Annotated in this window: 11 protein-coding genes and 3 pseudogenes; 3 read left to right on the top strand and 11 right to left on the bottom strand. The window is 64.1% G+C overall.

Translation table 11 applies throughout. The annotated features are described in order from the left end of the window. The 5 genes from G3436_RS22890 to G3436_RS22870 form a co-directional block, all read right to left on the bottom strand. On the bottom strand, positions 1–412 hold a 412-nt coding region (locus G3436_RS22890; RefSeq protein WP_163949822.1), incomplete at its 3' end, for a lactonase family protein. Further along, positions 378–668 carry a DUF5629 family protein gene (locus tag G3436_RS22885; RefSeq protein WP_163949819.1) on the bottom strand — a complete coding sequence of 97 codons (291 nt, stop codon included), beginning with the start codon at positions 666–668 and terminating at the stop codon, positions 378–380. The genes G3436_RS22885 and G3436_RS22890, both read right to left, overlap by 35 nt. A gap of 104 nt (positions 669–772) precedes the next feature. Then, positions 773–3,169, bottom strand: a complete 2,397-nt coding sequence (locus G3436_RS22880; RefSeq protein ID WP_163949816.1) for an efflux RND transporter permease subunit — start codon at positions 3,167–3,169, stop codon at positions 773–775. Further along, positions 3,166–4,179, bottom strand: a complete 1,014-nt coding sequence (locus G3436_RS22875; protein ID WP_163949813.1) for a WD40/YVTN/BNR-like repeat-containing protein — start codon at positions 4,177–4,179, stop codon at positions 3,166–3,168. The genes G3436_RS22880 and G3436_RS22875 overlap by 4 nt, the downstream gene beginning before the upstream one ends. 81 nt (positions 4,180–4,260) lie before the next feature. Further along, the gene (locus G3436_RS22870) at positions 4,261–5,742 is read right to left on the bottom strand and encodes an aminotransferase-like domain-containing protein (protein WP_163949810.1); all 1,482 of its coding nucleotides are present in this window, start codon (positions 5,740–5,742) and stop codon (positions 4,261–4,263) included. A gap of 123 nt (positions 5,743–5,865) precedes the next feature. Between G3436_RS22870 and G3436_RS22865 the strand changes: the two genes are divergently transcribed. Continuing rightward, positions 5,866–6,642, top strand: a complete 777-nt coding sequence (locus G3436_RS22865) for a hypothetical protein (protein ID WP_163949807.1) — start codon at positions 5,866–5,868, stop codon at positions 6,640–6,642. Continuing rightward, a complete protein-coding gene (locus G3436_RS22860; protein ID WP_163949804.1) occupies positions 6,614–6,928 on the top strand; it encodes a hypothetical protein in 315 nt (104 codons plus the stop codon). The genes G3436_RS22865 and G3436_RS22860 overlap by 29 nt, the downstream gene beginning before the upstream one ends. 140 nt (positions 6,929–7,068) lie before the next feature. Here the strand turns inward: G3436_RS22860 and pepN are convergent. The 6 genes and pseudogenes from pepN to G3436_RS22830 form a co-directional block, all read right to left on the bottom strand. Beyond that, positions 7,069–9,725 (bottom strand): annotated as a pseudogene (gene pepN, locus G3436_RS22855) (aminopeptidase N). A gap of 12 nt (positions 9,726–9,737) precedes the next feature. Further along, a complete protein-coding gene (locus G3436_RS22850) occupies positions 9,738–10,568 on the bottom strand; it encodes a DUF2797 domain-containing protein (protein ID WP_178116572.1) in 831 nt (276 codons plus the stop codon). Beyond that, positions 10,565–10,825 (bottom strand): YeaC family protein, encoded by a 261-nt coding sequence (locus tag G3436_RS22845; RefSeq protein WP_163949802.1) that lies wholly within the window; start codon positions 10,823–10,825, stop codon positions 10,565–10,567. The genes G3436_RS22850 and G3436_RS22845 overlap by 4 nt, the downstream gene beginning before the upstream one ends. Positions 10,826–10,839: 14 nt before the next feature. Continuing rightward, the gene (locus tag G3436_RS22840; RefSeq protein WP_163949799.1) at positions 10,840–11,712 is read right to left on the bottom strand and encodes a rhomboid family intramembrane serine protease; all 873 of its coding nucleotides are present in this window, start codon (positions 11,710–11,712) and stop codon (positions 10,840–10,842) included. Further along, the gene (locus G3436_RS22835; RefSeq protein ID WP_163949781.1) at positions 11,709–12,680 is read right to left on the bottom strand and encodes a metallophosphoesterase; all 972 of its coding nucleotides are present in this window, start codon (positions 12,678–12,680) and stop codon (positions 11,709–11,711) included. The genes G3436_RS22840 and G3436_RS22835 overlap by 4 nt, the downstream gene beginning before the upstream one ends. Continuing rightward, positions 12,680–13,569, bottom strand: a pseudogene (locus G3436_RS22830) (NAD(+) kinase). Before G3436_RS22830 ends, G3436_RS22835 begins: the two are co-directional and overlap by 1 nt. A gap of 136 nt (positions 13,570–13,705) precedes the next feature. Here G3436_RS22830 and G3436_RS29090 point away from each other — a divergent pair. Beyond that, a pseudogene (locus tag G3436_RS29090) lies at positions 13,706–13,856 on the top strand (hypothetical protein); the annotation flags it as partial.

Below are 13,856 nucleotides of genomic sequence, written 5' to 3'. Positions count from 1 at the left end.
ACACAGCTGAGGCTGCGCCCGGGTCAGGCTTGACCCCGTAGTTGGCCACGAACAGAAAGCGCCCGTCCGTGCTCAGGCTCGAATGGGTTGGCTCATCACCGTTGCTGGGGGCCTGGTTCAACAGGCTGAGCGCACCGCTGGCGCTGTCCCGGCTGAAGCTGCTGACCTGCCCCCTGCCCTCGCCATTTTCGTTGACGGCGAACACCACGTGACGATCCGGGTCCAGTGTCAGCCAGGATGGGTTGGTGCTCTTGAGCACCTGCAGGGGCGTGTTGTCGAGCTGGCCGGTCTGGCTGTCGAAGTGGTAGCGGTAGATCGCGTCGTGGGTGCCCACCAGCAGTTCGTGGCTGTGGGCGGCGGTCGTCAGCAGCATGGCACTAGCGGTCAGCAGGGGCATCAACAGGCGTTTCATCGTCGTCCTCTTCGGGGGCGCTAAAAGCGTCCAGACAGACTAGACGATACTCGCCGGCGTCGTTTGCGATCAGCCAGTCCTGGCCTTCGGCGCGGGCGCTGGCAATTTGCCCGGAGCTGAACACCCATTTTTTGAGTAGGCGGCCGTCCATCAACTCGATGTGCAAGCCGCTCTCTTCGTAGGTGAAATCGAACGCGTGCTGGCCATCGATCACCAGCATGTCGCAGTATTCGAGGGCTTGGGCAAGGGTGGTCATGATGGGGAGTATTCCTGGGTAAATGTGCATGATACCCCAACCTCACTAGCATCGCGGTGCGACGACTCGCCTCGACCCGCGATGCAATCGACTCGGTCTATCTGTCAGTGCGCGAAAATCGACTTGCTCTGGGTGCCCGCCATCTTCTCGGGCTTGATCAGGAACCGCGCCAGCGCCGGCAACAGCCACAGCGCGCCGAACATGTTCCACAGCAGCATGAAGGTCAGCATCAGGCCCATGTCGGCCTGGAACTTGATGGCCGAGAAGATCCAGGTGCACACCCCGATCGCCAGGCACAGCCCGGTGAACAGCACCGCCTTGCCAGTCGACTTGAGCGTCTGGTAGTACGCCTCCTGCAAGGGCAACCCGGCGCGCAGGAAGCTCTCCAGGCGGCTGTAGATGTAGATCCCGTAGTCCACGCCGATCCCCACCCCCAGCGCCACCACCGGCAGGGTCGCGACCTTCACGCCAATGCCCATGAAGGCCATCAGCGCATTGCCCAGCACCGAGGTCAGTACCAGCGGCAACACGATGCACAAGGTGGCGGCGAACGAGCGGAAGGTGATCATGCACATCACCGCTACGCACAGGTACACCAGGATCAGGATGGTCAACTCGGCCGACTTGATCACCTCGTTGGTGGCCGCCTCGATCCCGGCGTTGCCCGCCGCCAGCAGGAACTCCAGGCCCTCCTGGTCATGCTCGGCGGCAAACGCCTTGACCGCATTCACCGCACGGTCGAGCGTCTCGGCCTTGTGGTCGTTGAGGAACACCAGCACCGGCGCCAGCGAGCAGTCGGCGTTGTACAGGCCTTCGGCACGCGACACCGAGGTGTTGAGGATGTCCGGGTTGCGCGACAGGCTTTCCCATTTCAGGTTGCCCTCGTTCATGCCCTTGATCATCTGCTTGGACACGGTCACCAGCGACACCGCCGACTGCACGCCGGGGGTGTTCTCCATCTTCCACATCAGTTCGTCGATCGGCGCCAGGGTCTTGTACACCGAGCAGCCTTCGGTCGGGGTCTTGACCATCACCACCAGCACGTCCGAGCTGGTCGAGTAGTTGCTGATGATGAAGCGGTTGTCCTGGTTGTAGCGCGAGTCGGGGCGCAGCTCCGGCGCGCCCTGGTCAAGGTCGCCGATCTTCAGGTTCTGGCTGTACCACAGGCCGCCGCCGAACGCGACCAGTGCCAGCAGCACCGACACCGGCGCCACCTTGGGGCTGGCGAAGTTGGACAGCAGGCGCCAGAACGGATGCTCGCGGGTGGCGTCCTTCTTGCTGCGCTCGATGGCCTTCTTGCTGATGCCCACGTACGAGATGGCCACCGGCAGCAGGATCAGGTTGGTGAACACGATCACCGCCACGCCGATGGAGGCGCCGATGGCCAGTTCGCGAATCACCCCGATATCGATGATCAGCAAGGTGATGAAACCCACCGCATCGGCCAGGATCGCGATCATCCCCGGCAGGAACAGCTGGCGGAAGGTGCGCCGCGCCGCGGTCAGCGCGTTGTCGGCATCGCTGGACTGCAAGGCGATACCGTTGATCTTCTGCACCCCGTGGGAGATGCCGATGGCAAAGATCAGGAACGGCACCAGCATCGAATACGGATCGAGCCCGAAGCCCACCGCATGCATCAGCCCCAGCTGCCACACCACCGCCACCAGCGTGGTGATCAGCACGGCGATGGTGCTGCGGATGCACCAGGTGAACCAGTACAGCAGTACCCAGGTGATCACCAGCGCGATGGCAAAGAACATCGCCACCATCATCAGGCCATCGATCAGGTCGCCGACCTTCTTGGCGAAGCCCACGATGTGGATCTTCACATTCGGGTTCTGCGCCTGGAACTTGTCGCGGATCAGCTCTTCCAGCTGATGGGAAAACGTCTGGTAGTCGAGCTTGATCAGGCGGCCCTGGTCTTTGGGGTCGGGGTAGGACTCGAGCAACGGCACATCGACGATGCTCGACTTGAAGTTGTTGGCCACCAGCCGGCCGACCTGGCCCGACTTGAGCACGTTGTTGCGCAGGTCTTCGAGGCTGTCGGGGGAACCGTCGTAGGTCTGCGGAATCACCTCGCCACCGGCAAAGCCTTCTTCGGTCACCTCGGTCCAGCGCACGCTCGGGCTCCACAACGACTTGAGCGCAGAACGGTCGACGCCGGGAATATAGAACACCTCGTCGTGGATCTGACGCAGGGTTTCCATGTACTCCTTGCTGAAGATGTCACCGTCCTTGGCCTCCACCGAGATACGCACGGTGTTGCCCAGGTTGGCCAGGTCGTTGCGGTGCTCGAGCATGTTCTGGATGAACGGGTGCTCCAACGGGATCATCTTCTCGAAACTGGTGGACGGCCGGATCAGCGTGGCCTGCCAGAACAGGAAGATGCTCACCAGCAGGCAGATGCCGATCACCACGGGGCGGTTGTTGAAGATCAGACGCTCGAGCAGGCTCGCCTTGTCCTGATTGTGCTGCATGTTGAACGACTCCCGGCTGCTCATGGTTGGGCCCTCGCGGCGCCCGTGGCGGTGGCCAGGCGCGCACCGCCCTGGCCGACCAGGATCAGCTGGCCATCGTGCTGGCCGCTGACGCCCGACAGGGCAATACGGTCGGGGCGGTTGAACACGCTGAAGTGCTGGCCATCATCGGTGCTGCGCAGCACGGTGCCGCCATTGCCCACCAGCACCAGGCTGCCATCATCGAGAAGCGTAGCGCTTGCCAGGCCGAATTCGAGCGAACCGCGTGGGCCTTGCAGGCTGATCGCCTGCCAGGTGCTGCCGAAATCGGCGGAACGGTACAGGTTGCCGCGCAGCCCGTAGGCCAGCAGGGTGTTGGACTGTGCAGTGCCGATCACACCGAACAGCGACCCCTCGTACGGCCCTTCGACACGCGCCCAGGTGTGCCCGGCGTCGTGGGAGCGGAACATGCTGCCCTGCTCGCCGACGATGAACAGCCCGGCGTCCTTCACCGCGGCAATACCGTTGAGGTGAAACTGGTCGGGGTTGTCGAGGCGCTCGGCGACGTCCTGCCACTGCTTGCCGCCATCGCGGGTTTCCAGCAGGGCACCATAGGCGCCTACCGCAAAGCCGTGCTCGGCGTCCTGGAACCACACATCGAGCAACGGCGCTTCGCGCGCCGGGTCTTCGAACTGTTTGCTCCAGGTGGCACCGCCATCGCTGCTGGCAAGGATCTGCGCATCGTGCCCCACCGCCCAGCCACGCTTGTCGTCGACGAAATACACGGCCGTCAGCAACTGGCGGCTGGGGACGCGGGCCTGGTTCCAGCTCTGGCCCTGGTCATCGGAGAAGAGGATGTGCCCGCGCTCGCCCACCGCCACCAGGCGCGGGCCGGCCTTGGCCACGTCGAGCAGCAGGCTGCGCGCAGCCTTGTCCGACGCTTGCGAATACACGGTCTGCGGCGCCGGGCTGGTGTCGGCCGCCTCGACCGCTTCGGCGAACAGCCCCAACCCAAGTGCCAGGCCCAGCATGGCGCTGGCCGTGAATACACTCATAGTCCTCTCCCACGATTATTGTTATTCGGGTGGTACGAGCGGGGCTGGAAGCGGCAAGCTAGAGCCCCGCGAATGCTGGCATCAAGCTAGCAGGCTTTGGAAATGGATGACAACGGACAACGCGTTATCTTTTGTTAAGACAGTAACCGCGCGCTGCCTTGCAGCACGTCGGGGTGCTCCAGCAGCGCCCCGTGCCTTGTCCACGTCCAGGTGCGCCACGTTGATGCGCAGCCACGGCACCGGCTGCCCGTCGGCACTGAACAGCACGCCCGGCGCCAGCAGGATGTCACGCTCGAAGGCGGCGTTGACCAGTGCCTCCAGACTGGCCAGGCGCGGGTGTCGCACCCAGATGAACATGCCTTCCTTGACCGGGTGGAACAGTTCCCAGCCCCAGCGTTTGAAACTGGCCTGGGCCACCGCCTGGGCGGTCTGCAGGTTGCGCCGCACCGCCAGCAGATGGCGGTCGTAGCTGCCGTCGAGCAGGATCGCACTGATGAAGCGCTCACAGAAGCTGGGCACCGACACGCTGGTCAGCAGCTTGAGGTCGGCCAGGCGCGCGATCAGGTCGGGCGGCGCGGCGATGTAACCCACCCGCAGGTTGGCCGACAGCGACTTGGAAAAACTGCTGATGTAGATCACCTTGCGCAGCCCGTCCAGGGTCACCAGCCGGTGATCGGGGGCCGAGCAGAAGTCGCCGTAGACATCGTCCTCGACGATGTTCATGTCGTGGGCATAGGCCAGTTGCAACAGCTGGAAGGCATTGTGTGGGCTGAGCGAGGTGCCCGTGGGATTGTGCAGGCGCGAATTGATGAAGAACGCCTTGACCGTGCCGGCCGCCAGCACCTGCGTCACCTGCTCGATGTCCGGCCCGTCGCTGCGCCGGGTGATGCCCACCACCTGGGCGCCGCGCAGGCGCAACAGCTGCACCAGGTTGCTGTTGCACGGGTCGTCCACCAGCACGCGGTCGCCTGGCTCGATGATCAGGCGGATCACCAGGTCCAGCGCCTGGGTCGCACCCAGCGTGGTGAGCAGGTAGTCCGGGCCCAGCCCCACCCCAAGGCGCGGCGAGAGGTAGTCGGCAAGGGTCTGGCGCAACGGCAGGTAACCGGCTGGGTCACCGTACTCCACCAGCGAGCTGTGGGCGAAATTGGCAGTGCGCCGGATCACCCGCGCCAGCGCCTGGGTGTCGCGCCAGCCCGCCGGCAGCCAGCCACACCCCAGTTTCATGCAATGGTCATTGCCATGGAACAGGCGCCAGAACGCTTTGAGCCCATGCGGGTCGTCGGTGCGCACCCACGGCTTGCACTGGCCAGCGGAGGGCGACGAGGTACGGGTGGTGACGAAATAGCCGCGCCCCGGCTGGGCGCTGATCAGCCCGTAGGCTTCGAGGCGCTCGTAGGCACTGACCACCGTATGGAAACTCACCGACTGGCTGGCCACCAGACGACGGATCGAGGGCAGGCGCTGGCCGGGCTTGAGCAGCCCCTGATCGATCTGGTGCTTGAGGTGCTCCACCAGGTGCTCGATCACGGGCACATGCGGTTGTTGCTGTACGACGTCCATATCCAGTACCGCTCAACTGTTAGAGAAACATTCTCACAGTCAGTCTTAACAGTTGCCCGGCGTGTTTGTAAACCGTACCGGCCAGGCCTACCGTCAGGCTGTTCCCGACCCCCAGGCGCGACCATGCCATCGACCTTCCCCACCGACCTGATGCTCGACTATTACGCACAGTACTGCGAGCAGTGGATCGCGCTGCCCGTCGAGCTGCTCGACGCTCGCCCCACCGGGCCGTGCCTGTGGCTGGGCGGCTACCTGGGCCTGATGCAGCGCCTGCACCACACGCCCGATGTGATCGGCGACCTGGACCTCGGCGTACTGCGGCGAGCCCGGCGCGCCACCGCGTGCGGGCTGGCGGTGCAGTGCGATATCCGCGAGCTGCCGTTTCATCGCTGCTTCAAGCGCATCCTGGTACCTGGCTGCGTCAGCGCCTACCTGCTCGACGACCACGCTGTCACCCGCGCGGCGGCCTCGCTGGCCAGCGCACTGGACCGGCGCGGTGGCAACACGCTGTGGCTGGACGCCTACCTGCGCGACGACATACTCGACAGCGACTACTTCAATGGCCAGCGCACCCTGCACCTGCTCGGCCAGACCTGGCACCTGCAGGCCAGCAGCCGGCTGCTGAGCCAACAACCCTGGGTATTCGAGGCAAGCCTGTGCTTCACCACCCCCGGCAACGCGCCGGTACACCTGAGTTTTCTGCAGCGCGCCTTCCACGAGAGCGAGCTGATCGCACTGCTGCATGCCCAGGGCTTCGTGACCCAGCACAGCCAGCACGCCAACGGGCGACTGGGCCTGTTGCTGGAACGAACCAGTACGTATGGGTGGCCGGGTCAGGTAAATTTTGCAGCTACAGAACACGGACGATTTGATGATCGCGGCTTGCAAGCTGGCTGCTGAACACAGCACTCCCGTCAGCATCCTAGCTAAAGACCTTTCGTCCAGGCTCGGTCCTTTCAATGAGCTGACCCGCAACCTGCGCAGCGCAGGCATGCATGTTCAGCATCTGGATCTGGTGCACAACACAATTTTCATCAGAGCTCCGAACATGGATCTGATGTTGCGCCGATTCGGCCACGAATTGTATGGAATACGTTACTCAACGGCTGGAGGCTGTACACACAACATCATCAAGATCAGAGAGGTGGACGTAGCGTGGATCACCATTGTCCGGGAGCAGAAGTAGTGCTGAACACCTTGGATTCCGCACAATCTGTTTTCAATGACATTACTTTTCTACACTGAATCAAGCAGTCTGTTCGCTGGCAAATACAGAAGGGGGCTGACCCAAAAGATCAGCCCCCCCCTTCACCCTGCCCTAAACCCTCAGGCCAGGCTTTTGCTCACTACCTCGAACACATCGCTCGACAGCTCACCCGAGCCGCGAATGCGCTCCAACTCCGCCTTCATCAAGGCCTGACGTGCGGCGTCGTACTTGCGCCAGCGGGTCAACGGTGCCAACTGGCGCGAGGCGATCTGCGGGTTGAAGCCATTGAGCTCGATCACCAGGTCCGCCAGGAAGCGATAACCCGAACCATCGGCCGCATGGAAGTTGACCAGGTTCTGCCCGGCAAACGCACCGATCAATGCACGCACCTTGTTCGGGTTCTTCACGGTGAACGCCGGGTGCTGCATCAGTGCGCGCACCCGCGCCAGGCCACCGGGCAACGGGCTGCCGGCCTGCACGCTGAACCACTGGTCCATCACCAGCGGGTTGTCCTTGAAGTGTTCGGCAAAGCTTTCCAGTGCTTGGCACGCTCGGCCTCGAACGGCGAATTGACCAGCACGGCCAGCGCGGTCAGGCGCTCGGTCATGTTGTCGCACGCCTCGAACTGCTCCAGCGTGGCCGCCAGCACTTCAGGGCGCGCACTGAGCATCAGGTACGACAGCGCGATGTTCTGCAGGCTGCGGCGGGCGAAATGCTCGGCCTCGGCCACGTACGCCGTGTCACGCGACAGTGCACGGTTGGCCTGGTAACGCGACCACAGGCCGTCGAACAGCTGCTCGGCGATCTGCTGGCGGGCGAAATCACGCGCCGCGTGAATCGCGTCGACATCGGCCACCTCGCTGATTTCGGTGAGGTAGGCCTCGCTGGGCAGCGAGAGCATCTCGGCGACCATCGCCTGGTCCAGGCGGGTATTGCCCAGCACCGTGCCCAGGGCGGTGACCAGGCGCTGATCGAGCACCAGCGCCTCGCCGCGCTGGTGCTGCCCGATCAGTTCCTGCAGCACCTGCACCGACAACTGCTGGCCGGCTTCCCAGCGGTTGAAGCCATCGCTGTCGTGCTGCATCAGGAACATCAACTGGTCGCGGTCGTACGGGAAGCTCAGCTTGACCGGTGCGCTGAAGCCGCGCAGCAGCGACGGCAACGGCCTGGCCGCCACGTCGACGAAGGTGAAGGTCTGTTCGGCCTCGGTCACCGACAGTACCCGGGTGGTAGCGCCCGCCTGTGCTTCGCCTTGCAGACGCAAGGCGAGGTCGTTGCCCTGGGCGTCGAGCAGGCCCAGTTCCACCGGGATCACGAACGGCAGTTTCTCGACCTTGTCCGGGGTGGCCGGGCAGCTTTGGCTGAAGGTCAGGCTGTAAGTCTGCGCGGCGCTGTCATAGGCCTCGCTGACCGCCAGGCGCGGCGTGCCGGCCTGGCTGTACCAGCGCTTGAACTGGGTGAGGTCGACACCGTTGGCATCTTCCATGGCCTTGATGAAGTCGTCGCAGGTGACCGCCTGGCCATCGTGGCGCTCGAAGTACAGGTCGCTGCCCTTGCGGAACCCTTCGGCCCCCAGCAGCGTACGCACCATGCGCACCACCTCCGAGCCCTTCTCGTACACGGTCAGGGTGTAGAAGTTGGAAATCTCGATGAAGCTGTCCGGGCGCACGGCGTGGGCCATGGGGCCGGCGTCTTCGGCAAACTGGTGGGTGCGCAGGTAGGCCACGTCCTCGATGCGCTTGACCGTGCGCGAGTTCATGTCGGCGCTGAACTCGGAATCACGGAACACCGTGAAGCCTTCCTTGAGCGACAGCTGGAACCAGTCGCGGCAGGTCACGCGGTTGCCCGACCAGTTGTGGAAGTACTCGTGCGCCACCACCGCCTCGACGCGCTGGTGCGCGGCATCGGTGGCAGTTTCTGCACGCGCCAGCACGCAACTGGAGTTGAAGATGTTGAGGCCCTTGTTCTCCATGGCGCCCATGTTGAAGTCGTTGACGGCCACGATCATGAAGATGTCCAGGTCGTACTCGCGACCGTACACCTCTTCGTCCCAGCGCATCGACTTCTTCAGGCTGAGCATGGCGTGCTGGCACTTGTCGATGTTCTCCGGCTCGACATAGATGCGCAGCGTCACGTCGCGCCCCGACTGGCGGGTGAAGGTGTCTTCGACGCACCACAGGTCACCGGCCACCAGCGCGAACAGGTATGCCGGCTTCATGAACGGGTCTTCCCAGGTGGCCCAGTGCCGGCCGTCTTCCTGCGGCCCGCTGCCGATCGGGTTGCCGTTGGACAGCAGCACCGGGTAGCGATGCTGCTCGGCGATCACCGTGGTGGTGAAGGTGCTCATCACATCCGGGCGATCGAGGTAATAGGTGATCTTGCGAAAGCCCTCGGCCTCGCACTGGGTGCAGAACATGCCGCCGGACTTGTACAGGCCTTCGAGCGCGGTGTTGGTCTCGGGGTGGATCCTGACGCTGGTGTCGAGGGTGAAGCGCTCGGCGCTGGGCTGCACGCTGAGGTGGCTGTCGTCGAGCTGGTAGTGCGCCGCGTCCAGTACCTGGTCGTCCAGCGACACGCTGAGCAGTTCCAGTTGCTGGCCGTCGAGCACCAGCGCCGGCAGGCCGGCCCCGCGCGCCGGGTTGCGGCGCATGACCAGTTGCGCGTGGACCAGGCTGTGGTCCTCGAACAGTTCGAAGGTCAGGTGCGTCTCGTCGATCAGGTACTCGGGCGCCTGATAGTCCTTGAGGTGGATCACTTGCGGCTGTTCGGTACGCATGTGGCGGTCCTTTTACTGATGCACGGCCAGCTGGTAGGCCGTGTACTTGCGAATATTGATCACGCCGGTGTCGAAAATCAGGTACTGGCCCTTGATCCCCAGCAGGGTGCCCTCGGCGACCGGGTTCTTGTCCAGATTGAAGCTCACGATCTTGCTGGGATACGCCTGCACCGGGTAGCGGATTTCAACCGGTTCGACGTCGGTAAGTGGCTGGATCGCCTGTAGGCCGAATCTTTCCTGCAACCCCCTGAAACCTTCTGCGCAGCTGTCGAACAGTTGCTCGCGCACCGCCACCAGGTCGACCGCCTCGGCATTGCCCTTGAGCAGCGCGCGCCAGTTGGTGCGGTCGGCAACCTGGCTGCGAAACAGATCCTCGACCAGCCCGGACTGCTGCCGGGTGGCCACGCGCACGATCGGCAGGGCCTGGCTGGCGCCCTGGTCGAGCCAGCGGGTGGGCAGTTGGGTGGCGCGGGTGATGCCGACCTTGATGCCCGACGAGTTGGCCAGGTACACCACGTGGTCGGTCATGCAGAACTGCTCGCCCCAGGCCGGATCACGGCAGGTGCCGTGTTCGTAGTGACAGCGCTCGGGGCTCATGATGCAGGTGTCGCACTGTGCCAGCCGGGTCATGCACGGGTAGCAGTAGCCCTGGCTGAAGCTGGTCTTGGTCTTGCGCCCGCAGTGGGTACAGTGGATCGCGCCCAGGTATTCGAGGCGTACGGTCTTGCCCAGCATCGGGTTGACCGGCACGTCGATGTCGCCCAGGCGAAACGCGTATTGCACGACCGGCTGCTCGAGGCGTGCCGTCATCTTGCTGATGGAACCACGGCCGACTTCGATCAATGGATCGCATCCGACTTGAACAGGATGTTAGGCACCGGTGCCGACTTCGAGGCGCACTCCTGCGGGCCCATGTAGCCGGTGCGCTGGTCTTCGGGCAGGTTCTGCAGTTCCCAGGCGATCACCGCCTGCAACGACAGTTCTTTCTGCTCCGGGGTGAGCTTGCGCCCATCGGACCACTTGCCGATTTCCACGGCCAGTTTCAGGCTTTCGTAGATTTGCGGGGTGATGTTTTCGATCATTTGCGAAAAGGTGGACATAGCATCTCCAGAAATCAAGCCGACAGTTTACGCCGCGCCAGCGCCCCGCCCAAGAGGCCACTGAGGCAACCGACCAACAGCCCGCCCACGTGCGCGGCATTGGCGATGGCGCCAAAGCCGAGCAGGCTGACCAGCCCCGACAGGCACAGCAACAGCCACACCAGCATCATCACCAGCACCCCGCGCGGCATGCGGTACAACGGGTGGGGCGCCAGCCACTGGTACAGCCACACATGGCCGAGCAAGCCATACAGCACACCGGACAGGCCACCGAACAGGCTTGGCCCGCCAAACACGAATTGCGCCACGTTCGACACCAGGCTGAACAGCAGGGTCAGGCTCAACAGTGCCCAGGCGCCCTGGCGCAATTCGATACGCCGCCCCAGTTCCCAGTACCACAGGCCGTTCATGGCCAGGTGCAGCAGGCCGAAATGCACCAGCATCGGGCTGAACAGCCGCCACCACTGGCCCTGCTCCAGGCTGCTGAACAGCGGCGTGAAGTACAGGTAATCGCCCTGTACGCGAAAATCCAGGAACGTCAGCCAGCTCAGGGTCGAGAGGTTCTCGCCAAGGCCGGTCAGCCCCGCGACCACCAGGCACAACAGCAGGATCGCCGCCGTGACCTTGCTCGCCCTGGCCTGCGCGCCCAGGCTCGGGCGCACCGCTTTCAACGCACTGGGCAGCGGCGCCAGCTCGATATCGGGGTTGCCGTCAGGGAAGCGCTGGTACAGCTGGCGCACGTCCTCCACCAGGTGATCGAGGGTCCACAGCACCTGCTCGTTGCCCTCTTCCGAGACCCGATGGGGTACCTGCAGGCGCTTGAGCAGTTCGACAAAGCCGCTGAGATCGACACTCAGCGGCAGGCGCATCACCCTCGCCGCACTCATTGACTGGCCTCCGGCCGTTCGACATCGACCCACACGAACTTGCGCGGGTCGATGCGTGTTTCGGCGTCCAGCCGGTACGCCACCAGCTTGCCGTAGAGCACTGCACTGTAGTCCAGGCAGGCCAGGTTGGGGCGGATCGGCGCCGGCTTGCCACTGCGCCAGTAATGCCCGACGAACAGCAGCGGCTCATCCTCGCCATAGCGCAGCAGCGCGTTCTTCTGGCTGCGGCTGAGCGGCGCACTGGCCACCTCGGCCGGCAGCGCATCGGGCTGGAACACGATGTCGCCGTAGGTCTGCGGGTCTTCTTCCCAGAACTTGGTACGGAAGAAGGCGCGGGTCAGGCCATCGCCCCCGGTCAAGGTAAGGCCGTCGGGCAGGCGCATGTCGGTGCCACGCAGCAGTCGGTTGCACACGGTGTGGGCAAAACTGCCGGCCACCGCCGATGCCTGCACGAAGTGTTGGTCGATGCGCCCGTCCGGGTGCTGCTGGCGCAGCGGTTCGATCAGCCGTGCATCCCAACAGGCGTGTACCACGCGAAAGCGCCCGGCGTCGATGAACAGTGGCAGCTCGTAGAACCAGCCAAGAAAATCCTGCCAGTCGCGCGGATGGTCGGCGAACTGGGTGAGGGTTTCCTCGATCAGGCGGGCATGGCGCGGGTTGTGCTCACGCACGAACTGCTTGCCGCTACCGGGCAACGCCGGCGTGGTCCAGCCCAGGGCGCTGAGTTCATGGTTGCCCATGATGCAATGGGCCTGAGCGCCCTCGACCATGTCGTGCACGATATGCAGGGCCTCGCGGATACGCGGGCCACGGTCGATGATATCGCCCAGGAAAATCGCCTGACGCTGCGCATGTCGCCACACCCCGCCCTGGCGTTTGTAGCCGAGGGCATCGAGCAGGCGCTCCAGGGTGTGGGCACAGCCGTGGACATCGCCGATCAGGTCGTAACCGCGCGCAGGATCGAGCATCAGTCGCCTCCACCACCCAGACGGCTGCCCCAGCCGAGCTTGGTCCGGCAGACCTCGTAGTAGTTGTGGTCCAGTGGATGGATCAGGCGCAGTTTCTGCGGTTTCTTGTTCACCGTGATGGTGTCGCCGGGGGCGCAGGTGAAGTGGTTCTGGCCGTCGCAGGACACTTGTGGGTACAGCTGCAGGTCACGCGACACCACGATCTTGAGTTCGCTGTTGCCGTCGACCACGATCGGCCGCCCCGAGAGGGTGTGCGGGTACATCGGCACGATCACGATGGCATCCAGCTTGGGATGCATGATCGGGCGCCGGCCGACAGCGCGTAGGCGGTCGAGCCGGTCGGGGTGGCGACGATCAGGCCGTCGGCCTTCTGGCTGCAGACGAACTGGCCGTCGATGTAGATCTCGAACTCGATCATGCGGTTGGACTTGCCTGGGTGCAGCACCACATCGTTGAGCGCGTCGCCCTGGCCGATGGCTTCACCGTGGCGGCGCACTTCGGCCTGCAGCAGGAAGCGGTTTTCCACCAGGTAGTGACCGTCGAGCACTTCGGCGACCTTGACTTCCAGCTCATCAGGGCGGATGTCGGTGAGAAAGCCCAGGCTGCCGCGGTTGATGCCCAGTACCGGGATGTTGTGCCGCGCCAGCGCGCGTGCAGCGCCCAGCAGGCTGCCATCGCCACCGACCACGATGACCATGTCGCAGACCTCGCCCAGCAGCTTGCGCGAGGACGTCTGCAGGCCGTGACCGGGCAGCACTTCGGCGATGGTGTCCTCGAGGATTACGTGCAGATGCCGCTCCAGCAGGAATTTTTTCAGTCGGCGAATGGTATCGAGCACCTGCGAACTGCCCAGGCGACCGATGATACCGATATTGCGAAATTGCTCCATGGGGCTCCTGCGAGGCCTTGCGGCGGTAGAAAGGCGCGGTTGGCCAAAGCGTTGATTATGGGCGAAAGCGCCGCGCAGCGGCAAACGCCGCAATGCGTGCGTTGCAGTTTTTGCATGGTATGCGCCGGTGGGGTCTATGCTCGCAGATGATGCCTTTTGCGACCTCAGCGACCTGCCCCGCCAGTTGCGCCAGCCCCCGGTGCGCGACCTGGCGTGGGTGCTGCTCGCCCCGCCGATGCTCAGCGTGACGCCCTGGCCGCAGCGCCACCCGCTGGCGGGCAGCGACT

Source organism: Pseudomonas brassicae (genome assembly GCF_010671725.1).
GTDB classification, from domain to species: domain Bacteria; phylum Pseudomonadota; class Gammaproteobacteria; order Pseudomonadales; family Pseudomonadaceae; genus Aquipseudomonas; species Aquipseudomonas brassicae.
Note: the sequence above shows the minus strand (reverse complement) of the source record. Positions and strands in the feature narration are given on the sequence as shown.

Bases quoted from the DNA above. Each gene is read 5' to 3' on its own strand.
- G3436_RS22840 (WP_163949799.1), bottom strand. From the start codon at position 11,712: ATGAGTGCGGCGAGGGTGATGCGCCTGCCGCTGAGTGTCGATCTCAGC.
- G3436_RS22860 (WP_163949804.1), top strand. From the start codon at position 6,614: ATGATCGCGGCTTGCAAGCTGGCTGCTGAACACAGCACTCCCGTCAGC.
- G3436_RS22865 (WP_163949807.1), top strand. From the start codon at position 5,866: ATGCCATCGACCTTCCCCACCGACCTGATGCTCGACTATTACGCACAG.
- G3436_RS22870 (WP_163949810.1), bottom strand. From the start codon at position 5,742: ATGGACGTCGTACAGCAACAACCGCATGTGCCCGTGATCGAGCACCTG.
- G3436_RS22885 (WP_163949819.1), bottom strand. From the start codon at position 668: ATGACCACCCTTGCCCAAGCCCTCGAATACTGCGACATGCTGGTGATC.
- G3436_RS22880 (WP_163949816.1), bottom strand. From the start codon at position 3,169: ATGAGCAGCCGGGAGTCGTTCAACATGCAGCACAATCAGGACAAGGCG.
- G3436_RS22875 (WP_163949813.1), bottom strand. From the start codon at position 4,179: ATGAGTGTATTCACGGCCAGCGCCATGCTGGGCCTGGCACTTGGGTTG.
- G3436_RS22845 (WP_163949802.1), bottom strand. From the start codon at position 10,825: ATGTCCACCTTTTCGCAAATGATCGAAAACATCACCCCGCAAATCTAC.
- G3436_RS22835 (WP_163949781.1), bottom strand. From the start codon at position 12,680: ATGCTCGATCCTGCGCGCGGTTACGACCTGATCGGCGATGTCCACGGC.